At 48.7% G+C, this 23,115-nt stretch carries 11 protein-coding genes and 1 pseudogene; 9 read left to right on the top strand and 3 right to left on the bottom strand.

Annotated features, from left to right (window positions below):
• The first annotated feature begins 13 nt into the window (after positions 1-13).
• The 4 genes and pseudogenes from A3GK_RS10285 (at position 14) to A3GK_RS0102180 (ending at position 5,597) form a co-directional block, all read left to right on the top strand.
• Positions 14-1,432: pseudogene (locus tag A3GK_RS10285) on the top strand (RNA-binding domain-containing protein).
• Positions 1,433-1,474: 42 nt separating this feature from the next.
• Positions 1,475-2,989: an RNA-directed DNA polymerase gene (locus A3GK_RS0102190; protein ID WP_018027898.1), complete on the top strand. Its 1,515-nt coding sequence runs from the start codon at positions 1,475-1,477 to the stop codon at positions 2,987-2,989.
• Positions 2,990-3,329: 340 nt separating this feature from the next.
• Complete coding sequence (gene rd, locus A3GK_RS0102185) at positions 3,330-3,494, top strand: rubredoxin (protein ID WP_018027897.1); 165 nt, start codon at positions 3,330-3,332, stop codon at positions 3,492-3,494.
• A 408-nt stretch (positions 3,495-3,902) separates the two neighbouring features.
• The gene (locus A3GK_RS0102180; protein WP_018027896.1) at positions 3,903-5,597 is read left to right on the top strand and encodes a tetratricopeptide repeat protein; all 1,695 of its coding nucleotides are present in this window, start codon (positions 3,903-3,905) and stop codon (positions 5,595-5,597) included.
• A gap of 93 nt (positions 5,598-5,690) precedes the next feature.
• Here the strand turns inward: A3GK_RS0102180 and A3GK_RS0102175 are convergent, their stop codons facing one another.
• From A3GK_RS0102175 to A3GK_RS0102165, 3 genes are all read right to left on the bottom strand, one after another.
• Positions 5,691-7,670 (bottom strand): 6-phosphogluconolactonase, encoded by a 1,980-nt coding sequence (locus tag A3GK_RS0102175; RefSeq protein ID WP_026161660.1) that lies wholly within the window; start codon positions 7,668-7,670, stop codon positions 5,691-5,693.
• 458 nt (positions 7,671-8,128) lie between these two features.
• Complete coding sequence (gene glgP / locus A3GK_RS0102170; protein ID WP_026161659.1) at positions 8,129-10,702, bottom strand: alpha-glucan family phosphorylase; 2,574 nt, start codon at positions 10,700-10,702, stop codon at positions 8,129-8,131.
• A gap of 460 nt (positions 10,703-11,162) precedes the next feature.
• Positions 11,163-12,830 (bottom strand): AMP-binding protein, encoded by a 1,668-nt coding sequence (locus A3GK_RS0102165; RefSeq protein WP_018027893.1) that lies wholly within the window; start codon positions 12,828-12,830, stop codon positions 11,163-11,165.
• 242 nt (positions 12,831-13,072) lie between these two features.
• Here A3GK_RS0102165 and A3GK_RS0102160 point away from each other — a divergent pair, with 242 nt between their 5' ends.
• The 5 genes from A3GK_RS0102160 to A3GK_RS0102140 all read left to right on the top strand — a co-directional run bounded on the left by A3GK_RS0102160 (position 13,073) and on the right by A3GK_RS0102140 (position 22,908).
• Complete coding sequence (locus A3GK_RS0102160; RefSeq protein ID WP_026161658.1) at positions 13,073-13,975, top strand: Abi family protein; 903 nt, start codon at positions 13,073-13,075, stop codon at positions 13,973-13,975.
• A 58-nt stretch (positions 13,976-14,033) separates the two neighbouring features.
• The gene (locus tag A3GK_RS0102155; protein ID WP_018027891.1) at positions 14,034-17,024 is read left to right on the top strand and encodes a glycoside hydrolase family 3 N-terminal domain-containing protein; all 2,991 of its coding nucleotides are present in this window, start codon (positions 14,034-14,036) and stop codon (positions 17,022-17,024) included.
• Between the two features lie 208 nt (positions 17,025-17,232).
• The gene (locus A3GK_RS0102150) at positions 17,233-18,372 is read left to right on the top strand and encodes an efflux RND transporter periplasmic adaptor subunit (RefSeq protein WP_162138129.1); all 1,140 of its coding nucleotides are present in this window, start codon (positions 17,233-17,235) and stop codon (positions 18,370-18,372) included.
• Positions 18,372-21,527, top strand: coding sequence for an efflux RND transporter permease subunit (locus A3GK_RS0102145; RefSeq protein WP_018027889.1), 3,156 nt, complete (start codon positions 18,372-18,374; stop codon positions 21,525-21,527). The genes A3GK_RS0102150 and A3GK_RS0102145 overlap by 1 nt, the downstream gene beginning before the upstream one ends.
• A complete protein-coding gene (locus A3GK_RS0102140; RefSeq protein ID WP_018027888.1) occupies positions 21,517-22,908 on the top strand; it encodes a TolC family protein in 1,392 nt (463 codons plus the stop codon). The genes A3GK_RS0102145 and A3GK_RS0102140 overlap by 11 nt, the downstream gene beginning before the upstream one ends.
• Positions 22,909-23,115 lie beyond the last annotated feature (207 nt).

Here is a 23,115-nt window from a genome sequence, read left to right as displayed (position 1 = left end):
AAAAGAGAAAATTATGATAACGAAGAAGGAACTTTTGCAAATGCTTTCAGACACGGAGAGCTACAATACTGAGAGAACAGAATCGACTGGCAATATGGATAAGTTTTGTCAGGCTATATGTGCTTTCTCAAATGATATTTCGGGTAGTGGCAGGAATGGCTATCTCATTATTGGAGCCAAGGACAATGGAGAGTTGTCAGGTTTGCAGGTTGATGATAAACTCTTATTGCAGATTGCCAATATTCGGACGGATGGCAACATTCTCCCTCAGCCCACCATGACAGTAGAAAAGTTCCATTTTGATGAAGGGGATGTATTGGTTGCAGAAGTTCAACCTTCAGAGTTTCCTCCCGTGCGTTATCGTGGTCGTGTTTGGGTGCATGTCGGTCCTCGGAAGAGCACAGCAACAGAGGCAGAAGAAAAGATACTCACAGAAAGGCGACTTTCCAATGTTCGTACCTTTGATGCCATGCCTTGTTTGGGAACGAGCATTGATGACTTGGATATAGCTCTCATTCATAAGGAGTTTTTGCCCAAAGCTGTGGCTGAGGATATTCTCGCTGAAGATAAACGAGATATCACGGATCAACTTTCCTCCCTTGGCTTATATGATTTGCGCTATAACTGTCCGACTAATGGGGCTATTGTCCTATTTGGAAAGAATCCTGAGCGACACGTACATGGGGCGTATATTCAATATGTTCGCTTCAAGGGTAAGGATCGTGCGGGTGATATTCTCAATGAACATAAGTTTAGTGGAAATCTTTGTAGGGTATTGCCTAAGATTGATGCTTTTGTCGAGACAAGTATCTCTCAAAAGCGTCCTATTCCCGTGAGTGTACTTCGGGAAGAAACAGTTTCCAAGTACCCATACTGGGCTACTCGAGAGTTGTTGATGAATGCCATTATGCACAGGGACTACGAAGGGAATGCACCTATTCAATTTTATGAGTACGATGACCGCATCGAGATCCAAAACCCTGGCAGCTTATATGGTAAGGTCAGTCCCGACAATTTCCCCAATGTGAGTGATTATCGGAATTCCTTTATTGCCGAAGCAATGAAAGTCTTGGGCTATGTAAACCGATTCAGCCGTGGAGTCTATCGAGTTCAGAATGAGTTGGAAGAAAACGGTAATGGGCAAGCCTCTTTTGATTTTTCATTGATTACAGCTTTTCGAGTAGTTGAGAACGTTTCTCAAAAGTATTTTGAAGTAGGCTTTGGAGGAGAAACTACCCAAGAAAAGCCCAAGAAAGGCCCAAGAAAGAATTTTAGCAGCTATTCAGGCAAAGCCTAAAATTACTAAAAGGAGTTGGCTCAATCTATCGGCATTACTCTTGATGGCATTAAATATCATATTAAGAATATGACTAAGCAAGGGCTAATCAAACACGAAGGCCCTACAAAGTTAGGTAAGTGGATAATACTCTAAATTCTCCACGATTAAATATTAAATAGCTATTATGATTTGTGTATGAAAACCGTTTTGGAACTAACACCTCAAAAAGCTTTGAAATTTTTTATGGATGCAGAAAATTATTGTAGTTTGTCTCTTCCTGTATATTTAAATTTTCAACCAGTATTAGATTATGTACAAAAAATGGTCGGTAAATCTGACTTGGACAGTTGTTTAAAAACGGCAAAGATGTATCCGTCCAATTTTGATGGGGTAAATTATAAAATGCTCATCAATAAAGATGGGAGATATGCTTTCAGACCCTTACAGATAGCGAATCCTTTTTTGTACTATTTGCTGGTTCGCAGTATAACAACAAAATCTAATTGGAATACAATAAAGAGGAGATTTCAAGACTTTAAGGATGATCATATTGAAGTCTCTAGTATTCCTGGATTGAAAGAGGAGGAAGATAAAACACTTGTAGGTGCAACGATATCAAATTGGTGGGAAAATGTTGAACAGCGAACAATAGAACTTTCCATACAGTACAAATATATGTTCATTACCGACATAACAAACTGTTATAGTAGCATTTATACTCATGCTATAGGTTGGGCCATTGAGGGGAAAAATGTTGCAAAAGCAAAAAGAGGAAAAGCCTCCTCCTTGGGGAATACAATTGACACGTATATTCAAGGAATGCAATATGGTCAAACTAATGGCCTTCCTCAAGGGAGTGCCCTTTTTGATTTTATAGCTGAAATTATACTTGGATATGCAGACAAGAGGCTTAGGGATAAATTGCAAAAGGAGAATATAAACGAATATAAGATTATCAGATACAGAGATGATTACAGAGTATTTAGCAATAGTAAAGAAGAAATTGAGAAAATTGCGTTGATACTACAAAATGTTCTTGCTGACTTAAATTTCCAGATGAATGCCTCTAAAACGAGACTAAGTGAAAATATCGTAGAAGATGCAATTAAACCAGATAAACTGTATTATATTACGAACATACCTGCATACAGAAAATTAAATAGTCTATTTGCTTCTTTTCAAAAGGAATTATATTACATCTTATCGATAGCAAAGCGGCACCCTAATTCTGGAACTATTTCTAGGCTACTGAACAATATTGGCCTAAGAATCGAGAAAAGAAAATCAATAAAAGAAAATATTCTCGTGCTTGTGGCAATTCTAGTCGAAATAGCTATCCTCAGCCCTAAGGTTCACCAACTTGTGTTAGCTTGTATTAGTAATCTCATTTCTAGAATAGAAACTAATGAAGAAAAAAGAGCTGCAATAGAGCAAGTGCGCGAAAAATTAAATTCTCTTCCCAATATTGGACATATTCAAATCTGGCTACAAAGAATTACTTACAAGTTTGATATGGAAGCAGGAGGTAATCCATATCAAGAACCTTTATGTCAATTGGTAGAAGGAAATGCAGTTGATTTATGGAATCTTGATTGGTTAAAAGATTACTTGAAAGCAGGACTACCCATTCTTCAGGTTTGTGATACAAAGAAGCGAGACTCTATGGTACCATTTATAGAAGTCAATGAGATTTCTATATTTGACTACTAAAAAAATTGTTTGTAATCGATTTAAGAAATCATATTTGTACCATGTAATTGCAATACGCTGTAAATCAACATAGATTTGTTTCGAAGAAGTGAAGTAAGCGTATTGAAGACTTACTAGAGGCAATAGGGTGAGCCAAAAACTTGGCTCACCCTATTTTTATGCCTTGCATGGTCGTGAGGGGCGTATACAATCAATGATAATAGTCACTCTAAACTTTCGGCTGTAATAATATTGGGAGAGGGTTGCCCGATGTCACTATTTTTAGGTACCTTTGGCAAGGATAAGCAGTGGTGGCTTATCTACTCATATTGATATTTTTAACACTAAAGATAAAAAGACTATGCAGAAGTATATTTGCGAGCCATGTGGCTATATCTATGACCCAGAGCTGGGTGACGAAGATGGTGGAATTGCATCTGGCACTCCATTTGAGGACATTCCTGAGGATTGGGTTTGCCCCGTTTGTGGTGCAGAGAAGAGCGACTTCGCTCCTTACAACGAATAAGACTAACCCCTTTTTTAGGTAGGGTAGAAATTATTTACTGAACAGCTACATGGTTTATCTATGTGGCTGTTCGCTATTTGAGACTGTCGCACGAAGGCGATCTGCGGCGTTGCTTTCGGGACTCGGGCTCGGTCACGTACACTAGTACGCTCCCAGCGCCCTTGGTGGGGCCTTGGTGCCCTGCGTGCACCTTGCCCTCATCCTCAGGCCTTGCATCTCATCCTTCGTCCAACAGTCTCAGCACATTTGACAAATGTACGACAATGGCACTTCGTACAAAATTCGCTATTTAGAATGCCACGACAGTCACAATATTAGAAGGACAATGGTTTAATAATGTGGCGTAAAATGGGTATATTTGTAACTGTGGAAATTATTTACGTTTTAATTATATAAGTATTTGACTTTATGAAAATCAAGAATCTTCTGCTGAGCACACTCTTTGCAGCACTTGTAGTGCTGATGTCGTCGTGTGCAGGCAAGTTAAAGCCACTCGATGCTAGGCAAGTATCAGTTGATCCTCAGCCACTTGTGCTAGTTGGCGGTGAGGTGCCAGCAACCATTAACATCAACTTCCCAGCTAAGTGGTTCAATAAGAATGCCGAGGTGAGGGTAACGCCAGTGCTTAAGTATGCTGGTGGTGAAGTGTGGGGAACCACTTATAACTTCCAAGGCGAGAAGGTACGTGGAAATGCCACCACTATCCCTTATGGTATGCCAAAGAGTGTGACCATCCACTCCAACTTTAAGTACAAGCCAGAGATGGCAAAGAGTGATCTTATTCTGATCTTCTCTGCACGCATTCGTGGCAAGGAGGTACAGCTTCCAGATGTTAAGATCGGCGAGGGTGTTGTGGCTACTGAGGCTCTTGCTAGTGCGGCCTTTACCACTCCTGCGATTGCTCCCGACGCATTCCAGAGAATTATCAAGGAGAAGTACGATGCTGATATCCACTTCCTTATCCAGCAAGCGAATGTGCGTAGCACTGAGCTCAACTCTGCCGATGTGCGTGAGTGGAAAGGGATTGTGGAGAGTGCCAATATCACACCTAACCAAAATGTAGATGTAGAGATTCAGGCCTATGCTTCACCAGATGGTGGTCGCGAGCTCAATGAAAAGCTCTCGGCACAGCGTGAGCGTAACACCACTGCTACCATTGGGCGAGACCTCAAGCGTGCCAAGGTAGAGGTGCCTATGTCAGTACACTATACAGCTCAGGACTGGGAAGGTTTCCAGAAGCTAGTGGAGCAGTCCAATATTCAAGATAAGGAGCTGATCCTATCTGTCCTCTCAATGTACAAGGATCCTGAGACTCGTGAGCGCGAGATTAAGAATATCTCTTCTGTCTTTAGTCAGTTGGCCGATGAGATTTTGCCACAGCTCCGTCGCTCTCGTCTGATTGCCAATATCGAGATCATCGGTAAGAGCAATGAGGAGATCGCAGCACTTTCAAAGAACGAGCCAAGCAAGCTGAATGTAGAGGAGCTCCTTTACTCTGCGACTCTAACGAATGACAAGGCAGAGCAACGTAGGATCTACAATCAGGCGGTGGCTCAATTCCCAGCCGATGCACGTGCCTACAATAACCTTGGCGTGCTAGCCTATGAGAATGGCGATTACGCTACAGCAAGTAGCTACTTCCAAAAGGCTGCAACCAAGGCTCAGCTCCCTGAGGTAAAGATGAATCAAGGGCTACTGCAGCTACTAGATGGCAACCTCGAGGAGGGTGAGACCCTGATCGGGCAGGCTACCAATGTGCCTGAGCTAGGTGAGGCCCTTGGACTGATCTATATACAGAAGGGTAAATATGCTGAGGCTGCCAAGGCACTTTATGATGTAGCAACCAATAATGGTGTATTGGCTCAGATCCTTAATAAGGACTATAATCGTGCCAATCAGCTACTCAATCAGATCGTAGCTAAGGATGCTACCACATACTACCTACAAGCATTGATGGGGGCTCGTACCTCTCAGACCGATGTGATGACTGAGGGTATACGTCAGGCAGTACGCCTGCAGCCAGGTATGGCTACTAAGTTCCTCAACGATAGAGAGTTTGCCCGCTATGCTAGCCAGAGCTACTTCCAGAGTGCACTGAAGTAAGCACTTCTCTTTATCAATAACAAAGCTAGCCAGCTCCCCAATTGGGAAGCTGGCTAGCTTTTTATATTGATATGCCAAGTCAGTTGGCTATCATTAGTCGATGGGATGGTAGCGGACGAAAGCCTCAATAGCCTCGTAGCTAGCTAGGCCAAGGTCTTGGTAGAGCTGTGCTGTAGCGCGGTTGCGATCCTCGGAGCGCTGCCAGAATAGGCGCTCATCATCACCTAGGAAAGGAGCACTCTCCATCTGCGACTGATGCTTGAGGATGCTATTCCGCTTGAAGCGAAGCTCCTCGGGGCTCATAGGCACTGCCATCTCAATATGGTCGATCTCCCACTCAGCCCATGCGCCACGGTACATCCAGATCCAAGTATCCTTGAACCACTCCTCGCTCTTCACCTGGTCAATAGCTGCTAGGGCGACATCTAGGCACACCTTGTGAGTACCGTGTGGGTCGGCAAGGTCACCCGCCACAAAGATTTGGTGAGGCTTCACCTCGCGAAGCAATTGGATCACGATATCCACGTCGGTCTGAGTCGGTGGGTTCTTTTTGATGCCTCCGGTCTCATAAAATGGCAGGTTGAGGAAGTGTACATGGTCCTCCTTAACTCCAATGAAGCGGTCGGCTGTGCGAGCCTCCTCTACACGAATAGTTCCTTTGAAAAAGCGTACCTCGGGCGTTTCGATAGAGCCCTCCTCCTTTTCGTGTAGCAAGAAGTGTCGGAGTTCCTCGGCATGCTGGTGGAGCTTGCTATCAGCCATTCCCAAGTGCTCTGCGGTATTGCGAAGGAAAGAGAGATAGCGGATCACCTCCTCATCACCCACGGCGATATTGCCCGAAGTTTGGTAGGCTACATGCACATCGTGCCCCTGCACCACCAAGCGGCGGAAGGTACCTCCCATAGAGATCACATCGTCATCGGGGTGTGGGCTAAAAATGAGCACCCGCTTTTTAGCAGGCAAGGCACGTTCAGGCCTATTAGAGTCATCGGCATTGGGTTTGCCCCCTGGCCAACCGGTGATGGTATGCTGGATATCATTAAACACCTTGATATTGGCATCATAGGCAGAGCCATAGACCGTAAGTAGCTCTCCCAGTTGATGGTCGGAATAATCTTGATTGGTCAGCTTCAGGATAGGCTTATTGATCTTCTGGCAAAGCCATACAATGGCACGACGAACCAGCTTAGGCGTCCACTCAATAGAGGTGACCCTCCAAGGGTGATTGATACGAGTGAGCAGACTGGCCGCCTGTAGGTCGGTGTAGACTCTTACGTGGCTGTGAGATTGGAAGTAAGAAGCAGGCAAGCTCTCCGTCATGGGCTCCTCCACTGCCTTGGCGATCACTTCGGCCTTGGCCTCGCCCCATGCGAGAAGGATTATCTTACGTGCTTCACTCAAGTTCTTTAGACCGATAGTCACCGCTGTAGGAGGTACATTCTCTTTAGTATTAAAGGTGCTAATGGCCTCCTGAACCGAGGTGCTATCCAGTACCGACAAGTGCGTACCCTGCGACCAGATAGAGCCAGGAGAGTTGACCCCCACAGAGCCTCTACGGCCCAACCCCGTGATAAGGAGGTCGATGCCCCCTAGCTGGTGAATACAGTCGTCAAACTCCTCAATGGCACGGCCCACATCCTCCTTGGAGAGCTGGCTATCCAATCCGTGAAGATGCTCATCAGGGATGCCCACATGTGTGGCGAAGTGCTCTTTGATCTGTGCTAGTACGCCTGTGTCTTTATTGGGAAGGGGTACAAATTCGTACATAGGGAATAGGTGTACATTCTCAAAAGAGATGCCCTCCTCAGCATGCATCCGGATAAGAGCCTTATAGATAGGCTCGGGGCTAGTCCCAGCCGAAAGCATAATGGTGTAGGGCTGGTTGCCTTTGGCCTTTATATCTTTGCAGATGGTTCGGGCGATGCTCTCCGCCGCCTCCTCTGGGGTGGGCGATATAGTTACCGGCATACGCTCGAAGCTAGTCAGAATCCCCTCTTCATACGCATTGGAGGGTCGGTACAGTCTTTCTTCTACCTGAGTGAGTGCAATCTGATTGCTCAATCCAAATCTCATAATCATCTCTATTTATTGTGCAAGCTTGATAGTTATTATTATATGACGACAAGATACTTAATATTTTTCTAAAGGCAAATGAATTAGCGATAAACTTCGGGGGTTATGCATTGTAGAAGCCTACCCTGGGGACTCATCTTACAGAATTTCCACCCGCGAAATAAGGCAAAAACAGACGAAAAAGGGGGCGCAAAAGCCCTCTTCTCAACCGACTGGAATTCAATACTATACAAAAGCGTTTACCGAGATGCAACTAAGCAATCGGTTAGTTGCATCTCGGCAAATGCTTAGTTGCAACTCGCCGATTGCTTAGTTGCAACTCAACTTTTGCTCTACTTGTATAGAGGTTTTATGGAGATCCCAAGACTGCGTAGCCCCTACCTTCGCCCCAATACAATGAGAGCCATAAGGCTATTGCCCTATGGCTCTCATATTTTAAAAATAGACTGGCTCAAGAATCAGAATGCCGATACCCAACGAACATAAGCAAAGTCCATAGGGTGAGCCATTAGCTGGTGAGTAGGAGAGATGCGGATGGCGATCTTTCGAGTACCAGGGTTATTGATCATCTTTCTTAGCTTGTAAGTGCGTCGACTACCTTCACTGCTCTCTAGGGTAAAGGCATAGTTATCTACAAGCTCTGTCATCATATTATCGGCATTGAATTCAGAGATGACTAGCTCTACCTTGAGGTCAGTGGAGAGCTGATGTAGGTCGAGCACCACTTGCAACTCCATCTCTTCGCCTACTTCAAAGCTACGACTACTGAGATCCTTGGTGCTCTTCACCTCTATTACCTCCAATTGATCCCATGTATTGGCTACACTTTGTTTCCACTCCACCAGAGTATCGACTGCTGCATAGTTGTTTTCCGCAAGCATTGCTGAGCGTGTAGCAAGTGGCTGGTAGAATCGGGTGATATAGTCATTAATCATCCGTCGCATCGTGAAGCGGGGGAGGATCTCCGCCATAGAAGTCTTGATCATCTTCACCCAACCAGTAGAGTACTCCTTGCCATCACTACGATCGTAGTAAAGCGGGATGATCTCATCCTCTAGGGTCTTGTAAATCGTCACGGCATCAAGCTTATCCTGCTGGCCTTGGTCGGTATAGGTGCGTTTGTCGGTCAGTGCCCAACCGCCTCCAGGCACAAACCCCTCATACCACCAACCATCGAGTACTGAGAAGTTGAGCACTCCATTCATTAGCGCCTTCATGCCCGATGTTCCCGACGCCTCTAATGGACGTGTAGGGGTGTTGAGCCATACATCCACACCAGCGATCAATCGGCGAGCTACGCGGATATCATAATTCTCTAGGAATAGGATCTTGCCGTGGAATTGTGGCATCTTAGAGATCTCGATGATGCTCTTGATAAGCCCCTGGCCACCACCATCGGCAGGGTGCGCCTTACCGGTATAGATAAACTGGATGGGGCGCTCACTGTTATTGACAATCTGTGCCAAGCGATCGAGGTCGGTAAAGAGCAGATGGGCACGCTTGTAGGTGGCAAATCGGCGTCCGAAACCGATGAGAAGGGCATCGGGATTCAGGGCATCGAGCACCTCGTAAGTAAAGGAGGGGTCGTTATTGCTCTTGGAGAGACTTGCCTTGTAGCTCGCCCTAAGATGGCGAATAAGTCGGCATTTCATCTCTTTACGCATCTCCCATATTTCGCTGTCTGGGACCTCTTTGATCTTCTTGAGAATGTCAGGATTATCCTGATCATCAAGTATATTCTCCGAGATATATTTCTTGTAGAAAGGGATCCACTCCACAGCGGTCCACGAAGGGAAGTGCACCCCATTGGTCACATATCCCACATGTAGCTCGCTAGGGAAGTAACCCTTCCACACAGGGGCAAACATCCGCTGCGACACCTTGCCGTGAAGCCAGCTAACACCATTGGCCTCCTGAGCCGTATTGAGCGCCAAGACACTCATAGAGAACTTCTCGTCGGAGCCAGGGTTTTCACGACCAAGGTCAATCAACTCATCAAACGAAATCCCTAGCTTCGCGGCATAGTGACCCATATACTTATCGAAAAGGCCCTTATCAAAGTAGTCGTGACCAGCAGGCACAGGCGTGTGCACTGTATAGAGCCCCGAAGAGCGAACGATCTCCAGAGCGTGATCAAAGTCCATACCACTTTGGGTGAGCTGTGCCATACGCTCAATATTAATGAAGGCAGCATGCCCCTCATTGCAGTGGTATACTTGCTTCTTGATGCCTAGCTTCTCTAGTAGCATAATGCCTCCGATACCAAGCAGATACTCCTGCTTCATACGGTTTTCCCAATCGCCACCGTAGAGCTGGCTAGTAATTCCCTTATCCCAATCACTATTCTTAGGGTGGAAGGTATCCATCAAGTAGAGCGGGATACGCCCTACATCTACTCGCCACACATTGCAGTAAACGGTATGATCTCTAAAGGGGACCTCTAAAGTCATCGGTAAACCCTGCTCATCGGTCACTTGGCTTACTGGGATATTATTGAAGTCATTCTGCTTATATTGGGCAATCTGATCACCATCGGCCGAGATGACTTGGTCAAAGTAGCCATACTTGTATAGGAAGCCTACGCCCACCATGTCTATGCGAGAGTCGCTAGCCTCCTTGAGGTAGTCGCCTGCCAGTACACCAAGACCGCCAGAGTAGATCTTCAGCACATTGCTGAGCCCATATTCCATACTGAAGTAGGCCACACTAGGGGCATCGCTACGCATAGGTGCCGCAAGGTATTCCTGGAAGTGCTCATAGGCCTTGTCGAGACGAGCCATAAACTCCGCATTCTGTAGCAATTCCTCTTGCTTTGCACTGCTCAGCCCATTGAGGATCTCAATAGGATTGGCCTGAACAGCCTCCCATTTCTCCTCATCTATCTCGGCAAATAGCTTTCTTACCTCTCTCCTCCAAACCCACCAGATATTGCGGGATAGCTCCTCTAGCTTCGCTAAGTTCTTTGGCAGCTTGGAGTGAGTGTACACTTCATTCCATACCGCCTCATTACAGTTCTTATTACGAATCATAATTATTCAAACCTAATATATTTTCTTAATTACCTATGCAAAGATACTCAAATAATTATACACCAGTGCCCCCTCCTCCTAAAGGACTTCAGGGGTTACGCACTAGAAAGATCTTACCGTGAATGACCTCCCCTCGTGGGAGGTCAGACGGATCCTAGCCCCTAAGTCGAGGCTCGTAGAGCCGATGACTAGGGGACAAAAAACCGACCCACCCCCACCATTCGACCCCTTGTGGGTCGTGGAATAGGGGAGGAATGCCCTTAATCCCCCAGTCGTTCGGGGCTGACGCCCCTCCGACGTGGGGGCTAGGATCCGTCGGACCTCTGCCGAGGTCCTTACCCATAGGTACTCAGATAAATACCACTAATAAAACATTTCTAATGCGTGACCCCTCCTCCTATCGCTTCAATAGGAGGAGGGGCACTGCTAAAAAGTCTCTTACCAGATAAGGGCTTCCGAATCCTTATTTGTAGAGGTAGCGCTTGATACTCTGCTTAGGCGTCTTCTCAAAGTCACCCTCCAGTACTTCAAAGCTGGAGATTTGGGCAAAGGAGGCAAGGCTCTCATTGAGTTGCTTGCGATTACTTTCGAGTAGCTCTTCCACCTTCTCATCGTTCTTATAGCCCGCCTTTTCGAGTGCTTTTCGGTCGATGGTCACAATCGCCACATTCCGTTTGCCCTCTCGCTGTACCACTACTGCTTCATTCATAAAGGGGAGCATCGCTATCTTCGCTTCTATCTCCTCAGGGTAAATGTTCTGCCCATTAGGGCCAAGGAGCATCGCCTTGGAGCGCCCTCTCAAAAAGACGCTGCCATCCTTGGCAATATAGCCTAGGTCCCCCGTCTTCATCCAGCCATCCTCCGTAAAGAGCTCGGCAGTTGCTTGTGGGTTTTTGTAGTATCCGAGGCAGACATTCTCCCCCTTCACTTGGATCTCACCCACCATCTGCCCCTCAATCTCTTGGGCATCGGCTACCCTCAGCTTCTCTATCATCTTCAGCTCCTTACCACATGAGCCAGAGACATAGTTTTTATACTGAGCATAGGAGACCAGTGGCGCACACTCCGTCATGCCGTAGCCAACGGTGTAGGGGAACTTGATGCGGTCGAGGAACTGAGCCACCTCGGCATTGAGGGCTGCCCCACCAATGATGATCTCACCTAGATTGCCCCCTAGTGCCTGGATCAATCCCTCTCTAAACTTCTTGTATACCGAGTTGCGGAGGATCGGCGTCTTAAGTGCCAACCGTACCGAAGTCTCCTTGAGCTTAGGCGTCACCACGCTCTTGTAGATCTTTTCCAATACGAGTGGTACGGAGAGGATCAGTCGAGGTTGCACCTCCTTAAGCGCTTTGAGGAGAATGGTAGGGGTAGGCTTTTGACCAAGGATATAGACGTGTGCACCCGAAAGCAAGGGGAGTAGGAAGTTGAATGCACAGCTATAGGCGTGGGCGTTGGGGAGGAAGCAGAGGAGGCGATCACCGCGGCTCTGCATCTTTTCCGTCACTGCATAGGTCATATTGGCTGCTAGGTTGTTGGCAGTGGTCATCACCCCTTTGCTAAAGCCCGATGTACCAGAGGTATAACTAATGAGTACCACCTCCTCATTGCTCACCTCGGGGAATTTTACATCCTCCCGAGTAAAGTCATTTGGGTATCGTTGCTTAAATAGAACATCGATATTGAGTGCCTTGGTTGGGTCGTTGGAGAGTAGTCCTAGGAGTGGCTCCATACTTTTAATCCTATAAAGCCCCAATACATTAGGGAGCAGTGCTCCCTCTAGGTGCTTCTCGTGCTCTGGCCCCACGAATACAAACTTAGAGTCACTATGCTCAATAAGGTGTAGCAAGTCGGCCTTAGGGAAGTCGGGCAGTATAGGTACCACCACCGCCCCATAGGTAACAATGCCCATCCATACCATACACCACTCGGCACAATCCTTACCAATAAGGGTCACCTTATCGCCCTTCTTGATGCCATTCTGCTCCAAGATAAGGTGTACACGTGCTGCCCACCGTGCGACATCTGCCACAGTATAGGTTCGCCCCTCCTCATAATTGGTAAAGGCAGGAAGCGCCCAATTTTCCTTCAGTACCCCCTCATATAGCTTTACAAAGTTCTCCTTAATCATAATCCTCGTGGTCTAATGTTAATATTCATTACAAACATACAGATTCTACCGTAAACTACCAACTAAAGCGGAAATAAACCTGCCAATACGAGCTAATGTGTAATTAAACTTCTAGTGAATTGGATCTTGTAACTTTCTTGTATCGGAGTTTGGAATGTCAATAGATTATTCGTATCTTTGCGGCACGAGAACCCGCCAAGCCTCTCAACGATGCTCAAATGTGCGGGTCTTTTTTTTATACTATGACAAAAAGAATTCCGTTTGTAAAAACATACGCTACCCCTATGGCGTTAGTACAGTTGCTCAAAGCAAGAGGCATGAAAATAACTGATGAAGGAAAGGCTGAACACTACCTTGCTCACATCGGTTACTACCGCCTATCTGCATATATGCACCCTTTACTTTCCACCCCTAAGGAACAAAAACTATTTAAGCAAGGTGTTACCTTTGACAAGGTAATGATGCTGTATAAGTTTGACAAGAAGTTACGACTGCTCCTCTTCAATGAAATTGAAAAAATAGAGATTGCAGTGCGTTGTGCAATCGTAAATTTTGGAACAAAAATGTTAGACGATCCATTCTGGATGACGAACGGACGTTATTTCTCAGATCCTAGTAGATTCAGACGCACTAAACACCTAATTGAAGATGAGTTAAACCATACTAAAGAGGATTTCATCCATCATTTCAAGAAAAGCTATATCAATCAGTACCCACCATCTTGGATGCTGGCTGAGATACTACCATTTGGAGTAGTCACCAACATTTATTCCAACATCAAGAATAAAAGAATTAAGAAATCCATTGCTCAGTCATTTGGACTGCAAATTTCTCCATTCGAATCTTGGCTTACTATTGTTGCAGTAACACGAAACTCTTGCTGTCATCATGCTCGTATTTGGAATCGCGTGTTCTCCATTCGTGCTACTATGCCAATCAGAATAAAACGTCCTTGGATTACATTGCCAACTGATCCATTAAAGGTATACTTTGACCTGTGCATTATCAAGTATTTCCTTGATGTCATATCGCCAAATAACGACATGCTCCACAAAATGAATCATCTCTTTGCTACATTTCCAGAGATAGACAAGGCTGCACTTGGCTTTCCAAAGGGATGGGAGAATGAACCATTATGGAAATAATCCATTTAGCTTTTACATTGCCACTTTTTACCATAATGGCTATTGATTATCAAAGATTATGAAGAGAAACAATATATATAAGATGTTTGGGAGTATCCTTGCGGTACTTCTTTGTTGCCCACTAGTAAAAGCGGGCACCCCACCAACGATGATCAAGGACCCCGCCTGCTCTGCTGCTGCCTATGCTTATGCCGATAGCGTGATGCAGGGGATGACGGATGAGCAGCTTCTGGCTCAGCTTATTATGCCAATGGTCTACCCCAAAGAGGGTCAAAAGAGCCTAGAGGAGTGGGACCACCTAGTAGCACGTGGCTTCGGAGGCGTCCTTTGGCAGAAAGGGACGCCCGAGCGACAGCTCTTCCTCATCAATCGCATGCGACAGAGAGCTACGATCCCGATGCTGGTGGCGATGGATGGCGAGTGGGGACTCTCGATGCGTCTTTCTGGCACTATCCGATGGCCTCGAAACATTGTGCTGGGGGCCACCAACAACCTCTCCACTGCCTTTGAGTATGGTAGAGCCACAGCAGAGGAGGCGAAGCGGATGGGCATTCAGGTCAATTTCGCCCCTGTTGCCGACGTCAATAATAACCCCCTCAATCCAGTCATCGGTACCCGTAGCTTTGGCTCCGACCCTCAGCAGGTAGCGAAGCTGGTACTGGCTTATGGTCAAGGGCTAGAGAGCCTAGGGGTGCTGGCGGTAGCGAAGCACTTCCCCGGGCACGGTGATACCAAGGTCGATTCCCACAAAGCTTTACCCGTGATATCGCACGACCGAGCACGGCTAGAGGAGGTAGAACTCTACCCCTTCACCCAATTTATCCAAAAGGGCTTAGGGGGGATCATGACAGGGCACCTCACCGTTCCCGCGCTAGATAGCAGCCGAAAAGCGGCCAGTGTAAGCCACGCCATCACCACCGAACTACTGCAGGAGCAACTCGGCTTCGAGGGGCTCATCTTCACCGATGGGCTAGCGATGCAAGGGGTGATAGACAATGTAGGCAAAGGCTCTGTCGCTGTCGCCACTTTCAAGGCTGGCAATGATATTCTATTGGCACCACCCTCACCCCAAAAGGCATTAGCAGAGCTGCTCACCGCACTAAAAGCGGGAGAGATAGACCGCAGTGAGGTGCTACGTCGTTGCCGAAAAGTACTTGCGTGGAAACATCTCCTTGGGGCAACTAATCGGGCGCTACTGCCAACCACCGCCCTCTCTGCCGACCTTAATAATGAGCAGAGCAAGGCACTCCGTACCAGAATCTACGAGGAGAGTGTCACCCTACTGAAGAATAATGAGTCACTCCTTCCATTCGCTGGAAAAAGTGAGATAGCCCTCCTGCGTTATGGAGATTCTAGGACCCCTCAGCTTCTACAAGTGCTCCGCAATGGTGGCACAGTTAGCAGCCACGGCATTGGCGTGAAGGCAGGTAGTGGCGAGCGACAGGGCACCTACCAAAAGCTACGAAAGAGCTCCGTGATACTGGTTGCCATCACCTCCGAAAGGGCACGGCCTGATGCTGGGCTCCTCCAATTGGCACGCGATAGGTCGGTAGTCTTGCTTTTCCTCACCAATCCCTACACCGCACTGCACTTCAAGGAGGTGATCACCGAGGCAAAGGCGGTGGTGATGGGCTACGATAGTAGTGTCGATGCCCAGGCAGCCGTCGGACGTGCCTTACTTGGTCAGCTTCCCATGAGTGGGGTGCTACCAGTTGACCTACCCCCACTCTTCAAGGCGGGAGCAGGCATTCCTCTAGAGCGAAAAGGGCTCACCTTCGCCAAGCCCGAGACCGTGGGGCTCAATAGCCGCCTCCTCTCCAAGATAGATAACATTGCCCTCGAGGGGGTGAAGAAAGGCGCCTACCCTGGTTGCCAGGTACTAGTGGCGAAGGAGGGAAAGGTGGTTTATAGCAAGGCCTTTGGCTACAAGGATAGCGGAAAAAAGGAGCCCAATAACACCGCCACCCTATACGACCTCGCCAGTGTCACCAAGGCAGTCGCCACTGTGCCACTGCTGATGATAGCAGAGGACGAGGGGCGGTTGTCTACAAAGGATCCACTAGGTAAGCACCTCGATTTCCTCAAAGGGAGCAATAAAGAGTCGGTAACACTTGCCGACCTTCTTTTTCATACAGGGGGAATGCCTGCGGTGATCAATTTTTACCTCTCGCTCATTGACCAAGAGAGCTACCCTTCGCCACTAATCACCTATCGGCGCCAAGCCGGCTTTCCCATTCAGATCGCCCGAAAGGCGTGGGCAAGGCGCAACTTCTCCTACCTTCCATCATTGGTTAGTAGAGAGCAGAGTGAGGACTACCCTATCCGCTTCGCCGAGGGATATTACCTCCACCGTTCGGTAAGGGAGATGATGCGTGAGGAGATCCGCGATGCACAGCTCCGTCGGCGGGGTTACCGCTACAGTGACATTGACTTTCTGCTATTGCAAGAGGTCCTTGAGCAGTGCTACCAGATGCCACTCGATCAACTTTTTATGGAAAAGCTAGCCACACCACTCGGGCTAAAGCGACTTACCTACTGCCCTTTGGCGCGATTTGCCCCTTCCGAGATAGCCGAAGGGCAGAAGGATCAATTCCTTCGCCACCAAACCCTTCGTGGCGATGTAGATGACGAGGCAGCAGCAATGCTAGGAGGAGTATCGGGCAATGCCGGACTCTTTGGCACAGCAGAGGAGCTATTTCCACTCCTACAGATGCTCCTAAATGGTGGCACCTACGATGGTCATAGGTATATTAAACCCAATACGGTACAGAAGTTTACCACAGCCCGCCGCCCTATCTCCCCCTATGCACTCGGCTTCGATCGTCACCGTGGCAAAGGCAAGGTAGGCAACGTGGCCGATATTGCACCCCTCTCCACCTATGGGCATACCGGCTTCACCGGCACCTGCTGCTGGATAGATCCCCAAAATGAGATTGTCTACATCTTTCTCTCCAATAGAGGTGCCCCAAAGCGGTGGAACAACCAGCTCTCACAGCTCCATATCCGCACCCGCATCCAAGAGCAAATCTACCGATCACTAAGGGGATAAACCTATTTATCTCATATATGGTTATCCGCCACTCCCCCTCCCGCAAAGGGTCGTGTGTCGGGGAGCTATTGACTACACCTTTCCATCTAATAGAGCTGACACATCACCCACTAAAAACTCCTTAATTACTTAGATTTTACGCACTCTTTGGGTAAGTTTGCAAGTACTCTAAAAAAGAGACCCAAACCGACAAAAGAAAAGAATGAATATGAAAAAGTCTTCGATGAGACTAATAGGGTTAGTGGCTATAGCAGTTGCGGCACTACTACCCCTGAGTGGTTGTGACACGAAAAAGGGCGGCCAAGGGCAGCAAGCCGATGGCACCACCTACACCGTACGAGAGTTGAAGGAGCAGCAGATCACTTTACCATCTATCTACCCCACTACACTTCGGGGCAAACTGGATGTAGAGATACGCCCACAGGTGGCTGGACCCATCACTCAGGTGGCTGTAGATGAGGGAGCCAAGGTGCGTAAGGGCCAGCTCCTCTTTGTGCTGGACCAGGTACAGTTCCAAGAGGCGGTCAATGCTGCCAGGGCAGCTGTAGCTGTGGCTGAGTCTCAGGTGGCAACTGCCGAGCTAACGGCCAAGAACAATCGCCAGCTAGCCAGCGAAAATATCATCGGGGACTACGCACTCCAATCAAGCGAAAACCAACTCGCCACCGCCAAGGCCTCACTTGCCAGTGCCAAGGCTCAATTGGCGAGTGCCCAGAAACAGCTCTCCTACACCCGTGTGGTAAGCCCTACCGATGGCGTAGTGGGTAGCATCCCATACCGCGTGGGGAGTCTCGTATCTCCACAGATGCCACAGCCCCTCACCTCGGTGAGCGATATCAGCGAAATGTATGCCCACTTCTCTATCACCGAAAGGCAATTCCTCGCACTCTCTCGTGCCCATGGAGGGCTCAAAGAGGGCATCTCCTCTATTGGCGGTATTGAGCTTCGCCTTATTGATGGCACACTCTACCCACACAAAGGCGTGCTAGAGACGGTGAGCGGGGTACTCAACCCCACCACTGGTTCGCTCAATGTGCGCGTGCTCTTCCCCAACCCAGACCGCATACTTCTCAGTGGTGCTACGGGCGAGGTGATCATCCCCAACGTGATTGAGAATGCTATTGAGGTGCCACAGCTAGCCACCTTCCAACTACAGAAGAATTCATTTATCTATGTTGTGGACAATGACGGCAACGTCACCGCACGAGGGATAGAGCTACTGCCACAAAATGATGGACAAAACTACATTGTTACCTCTGGTCTGTCGGCAGGCGACAAAGTGGTACTAGATGGTGCTGTAACCCTCCGGGAGGGCATGAAGATTAAATATCAAATGGAGGAGCGGTAATGAAACTAGACGGATTTATCAAGCGACCAGTCCGCTCCTCGGTCATCTCTATCATCATCGTGCTACTGGGACTGATAGGCATCACTAGCCTACCAGTAGAGCGCTACCCCGATATAGCACCACCTACCATATCAGTCCAAGCCTTCTATCCAGGAGCCGATGCCGAGACGGTGGTGAATGCAGTGCTCTCGCCCCTAGAGGAAGCGATCAATGGCGTAGAGGGTATGACCCACATGACCTCCAGTGCCAGCAATGCTGGCTCTGGCTCGATTACGATCTACTTCGACCCAGATATCGACCCCGACATGGCACAGGTCAATGTACAAAACCGTGTAACACGTGCTCAGGCACTACTCCCAGCTGAGGTGACTAGGTCGGGGGTGAGTGTCAATAAACGACAGAGTAGTACACTGCTCCGTATTGCTATCGAGGATACCGATGATCGATACGACGACCTCTTTCTGCAAAACTATGTAGATATCAATATCCTCCCCCAGATCATGCGTGTACCTGGTGTGGGAGAGGCCTCGGTACCAGGTGCCAAGACCTACACCATGCGTATCTGGCTGAAGCCCGATGTGATGGCTCAGTATGGCTTGATCCCTGCCGATGTGATGATGGCACTGCAGGAGCAAAATATTGAGGCGGCTCCTGGTCAGTTGGGCACACAGGGCAATCAGGCCTTTGAGTATGCCCTCACCACCAGAGGACGCCTTAAGAATGCCGATGAATTTGGCAATATCATCCTACGAGCCGATGCCAATGGTCAGCTCCTCCGCCTCAAGGATGTAGCGGATGTGGAGCTAGGGGCCCTCTACTACTCAGTGGTGGCATCGCGCGATGGCAAGACCTCTATCAATATCGGGGTTAACCAGATTGCAGGCTCCAATGCTACCCAAGTGGTAAAGGATATAGAGGCGCTGATGGAGGAGGTAAAGAAAGACCTCCCACCTGGCCTAAGTATATCCTACGGCATGAATGTCAATGACTTCCTCTACGCGGCTATGGGCAATGTGCTACGTACCTTGCTTGAAGCATTCCTCTTGGTAATGCTTGTGGTCTATATCTTCCTCCAAGACTTCCGAAGCACCCTTATTCCAGCTATTGCCATCCCAGTGTCACTGATAGGTACCTTCTTCTTCCTACAGCTCTTTGGCTTCTCCATCAATCTACTGGTGCTGAGTGCTCTGGTGCTAGCGATTGCTATTGTGGTAGACGATGCCATCGTGGTGGTAGAGGCGGTACACGCCAAGCTCGACCATGGATACAAAAGCCCACAAGCTGCCTCCATCAAGGCGATGGAGGAGATAGGTGGAGCGATCCTCTCTATCACGATGGTGATGATGGCTGTATTTATCCCTGTGAGCTTTATTGGCGGTGTCTCTGGAGTTTACTACCGGCAGTTTGGTATCACCATGGCGATCGCGATAGCCCTCTCTGGTGTCAACGCCCTCACCCTCACCCCAGCACTGTGCGCCTTATTCCTAAAGCCTGCTAGCGACGAAAGTGGCAAGAAGCCCAAGTTTATAGAGCGCTTCCACATAGCCTTCAACACCTCCTACAATCGCCTGCTCGGCAAGTACAGAGGTGCCCTAAACAGGATCGCCCCTCGCAAGCTACTCACCTCAATTGCGGTAGTGGCAACACTCATCATCACTGCACTACTAGTAGGCAATACCCCCACTGGCTTTGTGCCTGAGGAGGATAATGGTGTAGTACTGGCTCAGGTAAGCCTTCAGCCAGGTGCTTCACTAGAAGAGAGTACCAAGGTACTCTACGAGGTGAGCAAGGTGATCCACCAATTCCCAGAGGTAGAGTCGGTAACAGAGTTTGCTGGATTTGGACTGATGAGTGGGGTCGGCAGCTCTTATGCCACCCTTATCGTACAGCTCAAGCCGTGGAGTGAGCGCCCCTCCAAAAAGAATAGTTCGGCTGCCGTGCAGCAGAGGATCATGCAGAGGTTTGCCACCCTCCCCAATGCTCGCCTTATGGCCTTTGTGCCACCGACTATTCCAGGGTATAGTGCCTCGGGTGGTGTGCAGATGGACCTCCAGGATACCAATGGTCGGGAGTTATCGGACTTCTATAATATTGCAGTAGGCTATATTACCGCCCTCAATCAGCGATCCGAGATAGCAGCTGCCTTTACCACTTTCAACCCTAGCTTCCCTATGTACCGCGTGGATGTAGATGCAGCTAAGCTCAAGATGGCAGGGATCTCGCCACAGACCATTTACTCCACCCTTCAGGGCTACATTGGCGGTATGTATGCCTCCAACTTCAATGCCTTTGGGTACCTCTATAGGGTGTACCTACAAGCCGGGCCAGAGGATAGGGCCAACCTCTCTGATCTCCAAAAGATCTATGTGAGAGGGCCTCAAGGTATGGCTCCTATCAGTCAGTTTATCTCGCTTGAGAAGGTATATGGCCCGCAGGTGATCAATCGATTTAACCTATTTAATTCGATCAACGTTAATGCCACACCAGCCCCTGGTTACTCATCGGGAGAAGCTATCAAGGCGGTTGAAGAGGTGGCCGCAAGTGCCCTACCATCGGGCGTGGCCTACGAGTTCTCTGGCCTTACCCGTGAGGAGCAAAAGGGTGGTGGAGCAGGCTCTACCGTGATGGTGCTACTGCTCTCACTTGTATTTATCTACCTACTTCTAGCTGCTCAGTACGAGAGCTTCGTGCTACCACTTGCGGTGATACTGTCAGTACCCTTTGGGCTGATGGGCACCTTTATGTTCGCAATGATCTTTGGCGTGGAGAATAATATCTACGTACAGATTGCAATGATCATGCTCATAGGGCTACTCGCCAAGAATGCCGTGCTGATCGTGGAGTACGCCCGCCAGCACCGCCACCAAGGCTATAGCATACTGCAGGCGACCATCTCGGCTTCTGCAGAGCGTATGCGACCTATCCTCATGACCTCTCTCGCGATGATCATAGGCCTCCTGCCACTTATGTTTACCACAGGTGCAGGTGCTGCAGGCAACTTCTCGCTCGGTGTAGCTGCTGTGGGTGGTATGCTAATAGGTGTGCTATTGCAGGTAATCTTTGTGCCTGGGCTTTACTACATTGCCCAAAACTGGCAAGAGCGGATCCACCCCATCCAATTTGAAACTAAAGATGATTCGAAAGATGAAGAATAAGTATATCCCATGTCTCTACCTATGTCTCTCCCTGATGCCGCTACTCCTCTCTAGTTGCGGAATCTATGGGAGCTACCAGCGCCCAGAGGAGATCACGGCGGAGCGACTTTTCAGAGCCCCCACTCTGCCCAATGACACAGTACCAGCAACGGATCAAAATATCGCGACCCTTTCGTGGCAAGACTTTTTTTGTGACCCCCAACTGAAAGGACTGATCAAGACCGCTCTAGAGCGCAATGCCGATATCCGCATCGCCCAGCTAGGGCTAGAGCAGTCCAAGGCGGCATTGCTATCCGCCAAGCTAGGGTTCCTTCCCAATATCTCTGCAGCACCATCGGGGCAATACAGCTATAATACCGAAGTGTGGAGCTACAACCTCCCCATCACCGCCAGTTGGGAAGTTGACCTCTTCGGGAAGCTTCGCAATAGTTTGGAGCAACAAAAAGCTCAGACTCGACTTGCAGAGGCTCAGACCTATCTAGTACAGACCAATATCATCGCTGCGGTGGCCAATAGCTACTACACGCTATTGGCGCTTGATGCCCAGATAGGCGTGGCAGAGAAGACGGTGGCTACCTGGAGAGAAAATATCAGAGTGCTCCGACTGCTAAAGGAGACAGGAAGAGTCACTGAAGCTGCTATTGCACAAGCAGAGGCACAGACCTTTGGACTACTTGATGTGCTAGCAGAGCTCAAGACTCAGAGGAGAGTGACAGAAAATGCCCTCGCCACCCTACTTCATCTTCCACCACAGCAGATAGAGAGGGGATCGATGGATAGCGAGAGGATCCCCCACTTCGACACAGACCTTGGAGTGCCAGTGGACCTCCTAGCCCTTCGCCCTGATGTGCAGATGGCTGAGGAGCGACTAGTGATGGCCTACTATGGTGCCAATAGAGCTCGGGCCGACTTCCTCCCCTCTATCAAGCTAACCGCCAATGGCTCCTGGACCAATGCCCTTGGCGGGGTGATTGTAGACCCCTTCACCTTTGTGGGCAACGCCATCGGGTCGCTATTCCAGCCTATCTTCAATAATGGTCGAAATGTAGCCCAGCTACGTATCGCCAAGGCTAAGCAGAAGGAGGCAACAATACAATTTCAGCAGACCCTCATAGCTGCTGGTGCTGAGGTGAGCAACCAGCTTTATCGGATAGAGGCGTACCGTACCAAGATAGACTTCCGCAAGAAGCAACTAGAGTCGTTACACCAAGCTACCGATATGACCATGAAGCTGATGACCCTCGGCAATGGCACCTACCTAGAGGTGCTCACCAGCCAGCAACAGCTCCTCAATGCCGAGATGGGCTCTTATGCCGACCAACTAGGGCTTCTCCAAGCCCATATCAACCTCTACAAAGCCCTCGGTGGTGGCACTAGATAATAGGGATTACGCATTGGAAAGAGTCCTGCATCTCATACTCTGTACGACATTCTCATGAGTGGTAATACCCCGCCAAAAAAGCACCCGAAGGGTGCCATTCAGATAGCCCCCGGTCAAGGCTCGTAGAGCCGAAGACCGGCGGGAAATGGATTGCGGTTTATCCATCGACCCTTGCGGTCGCACTAGCCTATCCAAGTGCGACCACAA

Source organism: Porphyromonas somerae DSM 23386, assembly GCF_000372405.1.
Taxonomy (GTDB): Bacteria; Bacteroidota; Bacteroidia; order Bacteroidales; family Porphyromonadaceae; genus Porphyromonas_A; species Porphyromonas_A somerae.
This window is presented reverse-complemented; position numbering and strand designations above follow the sequence as displayed.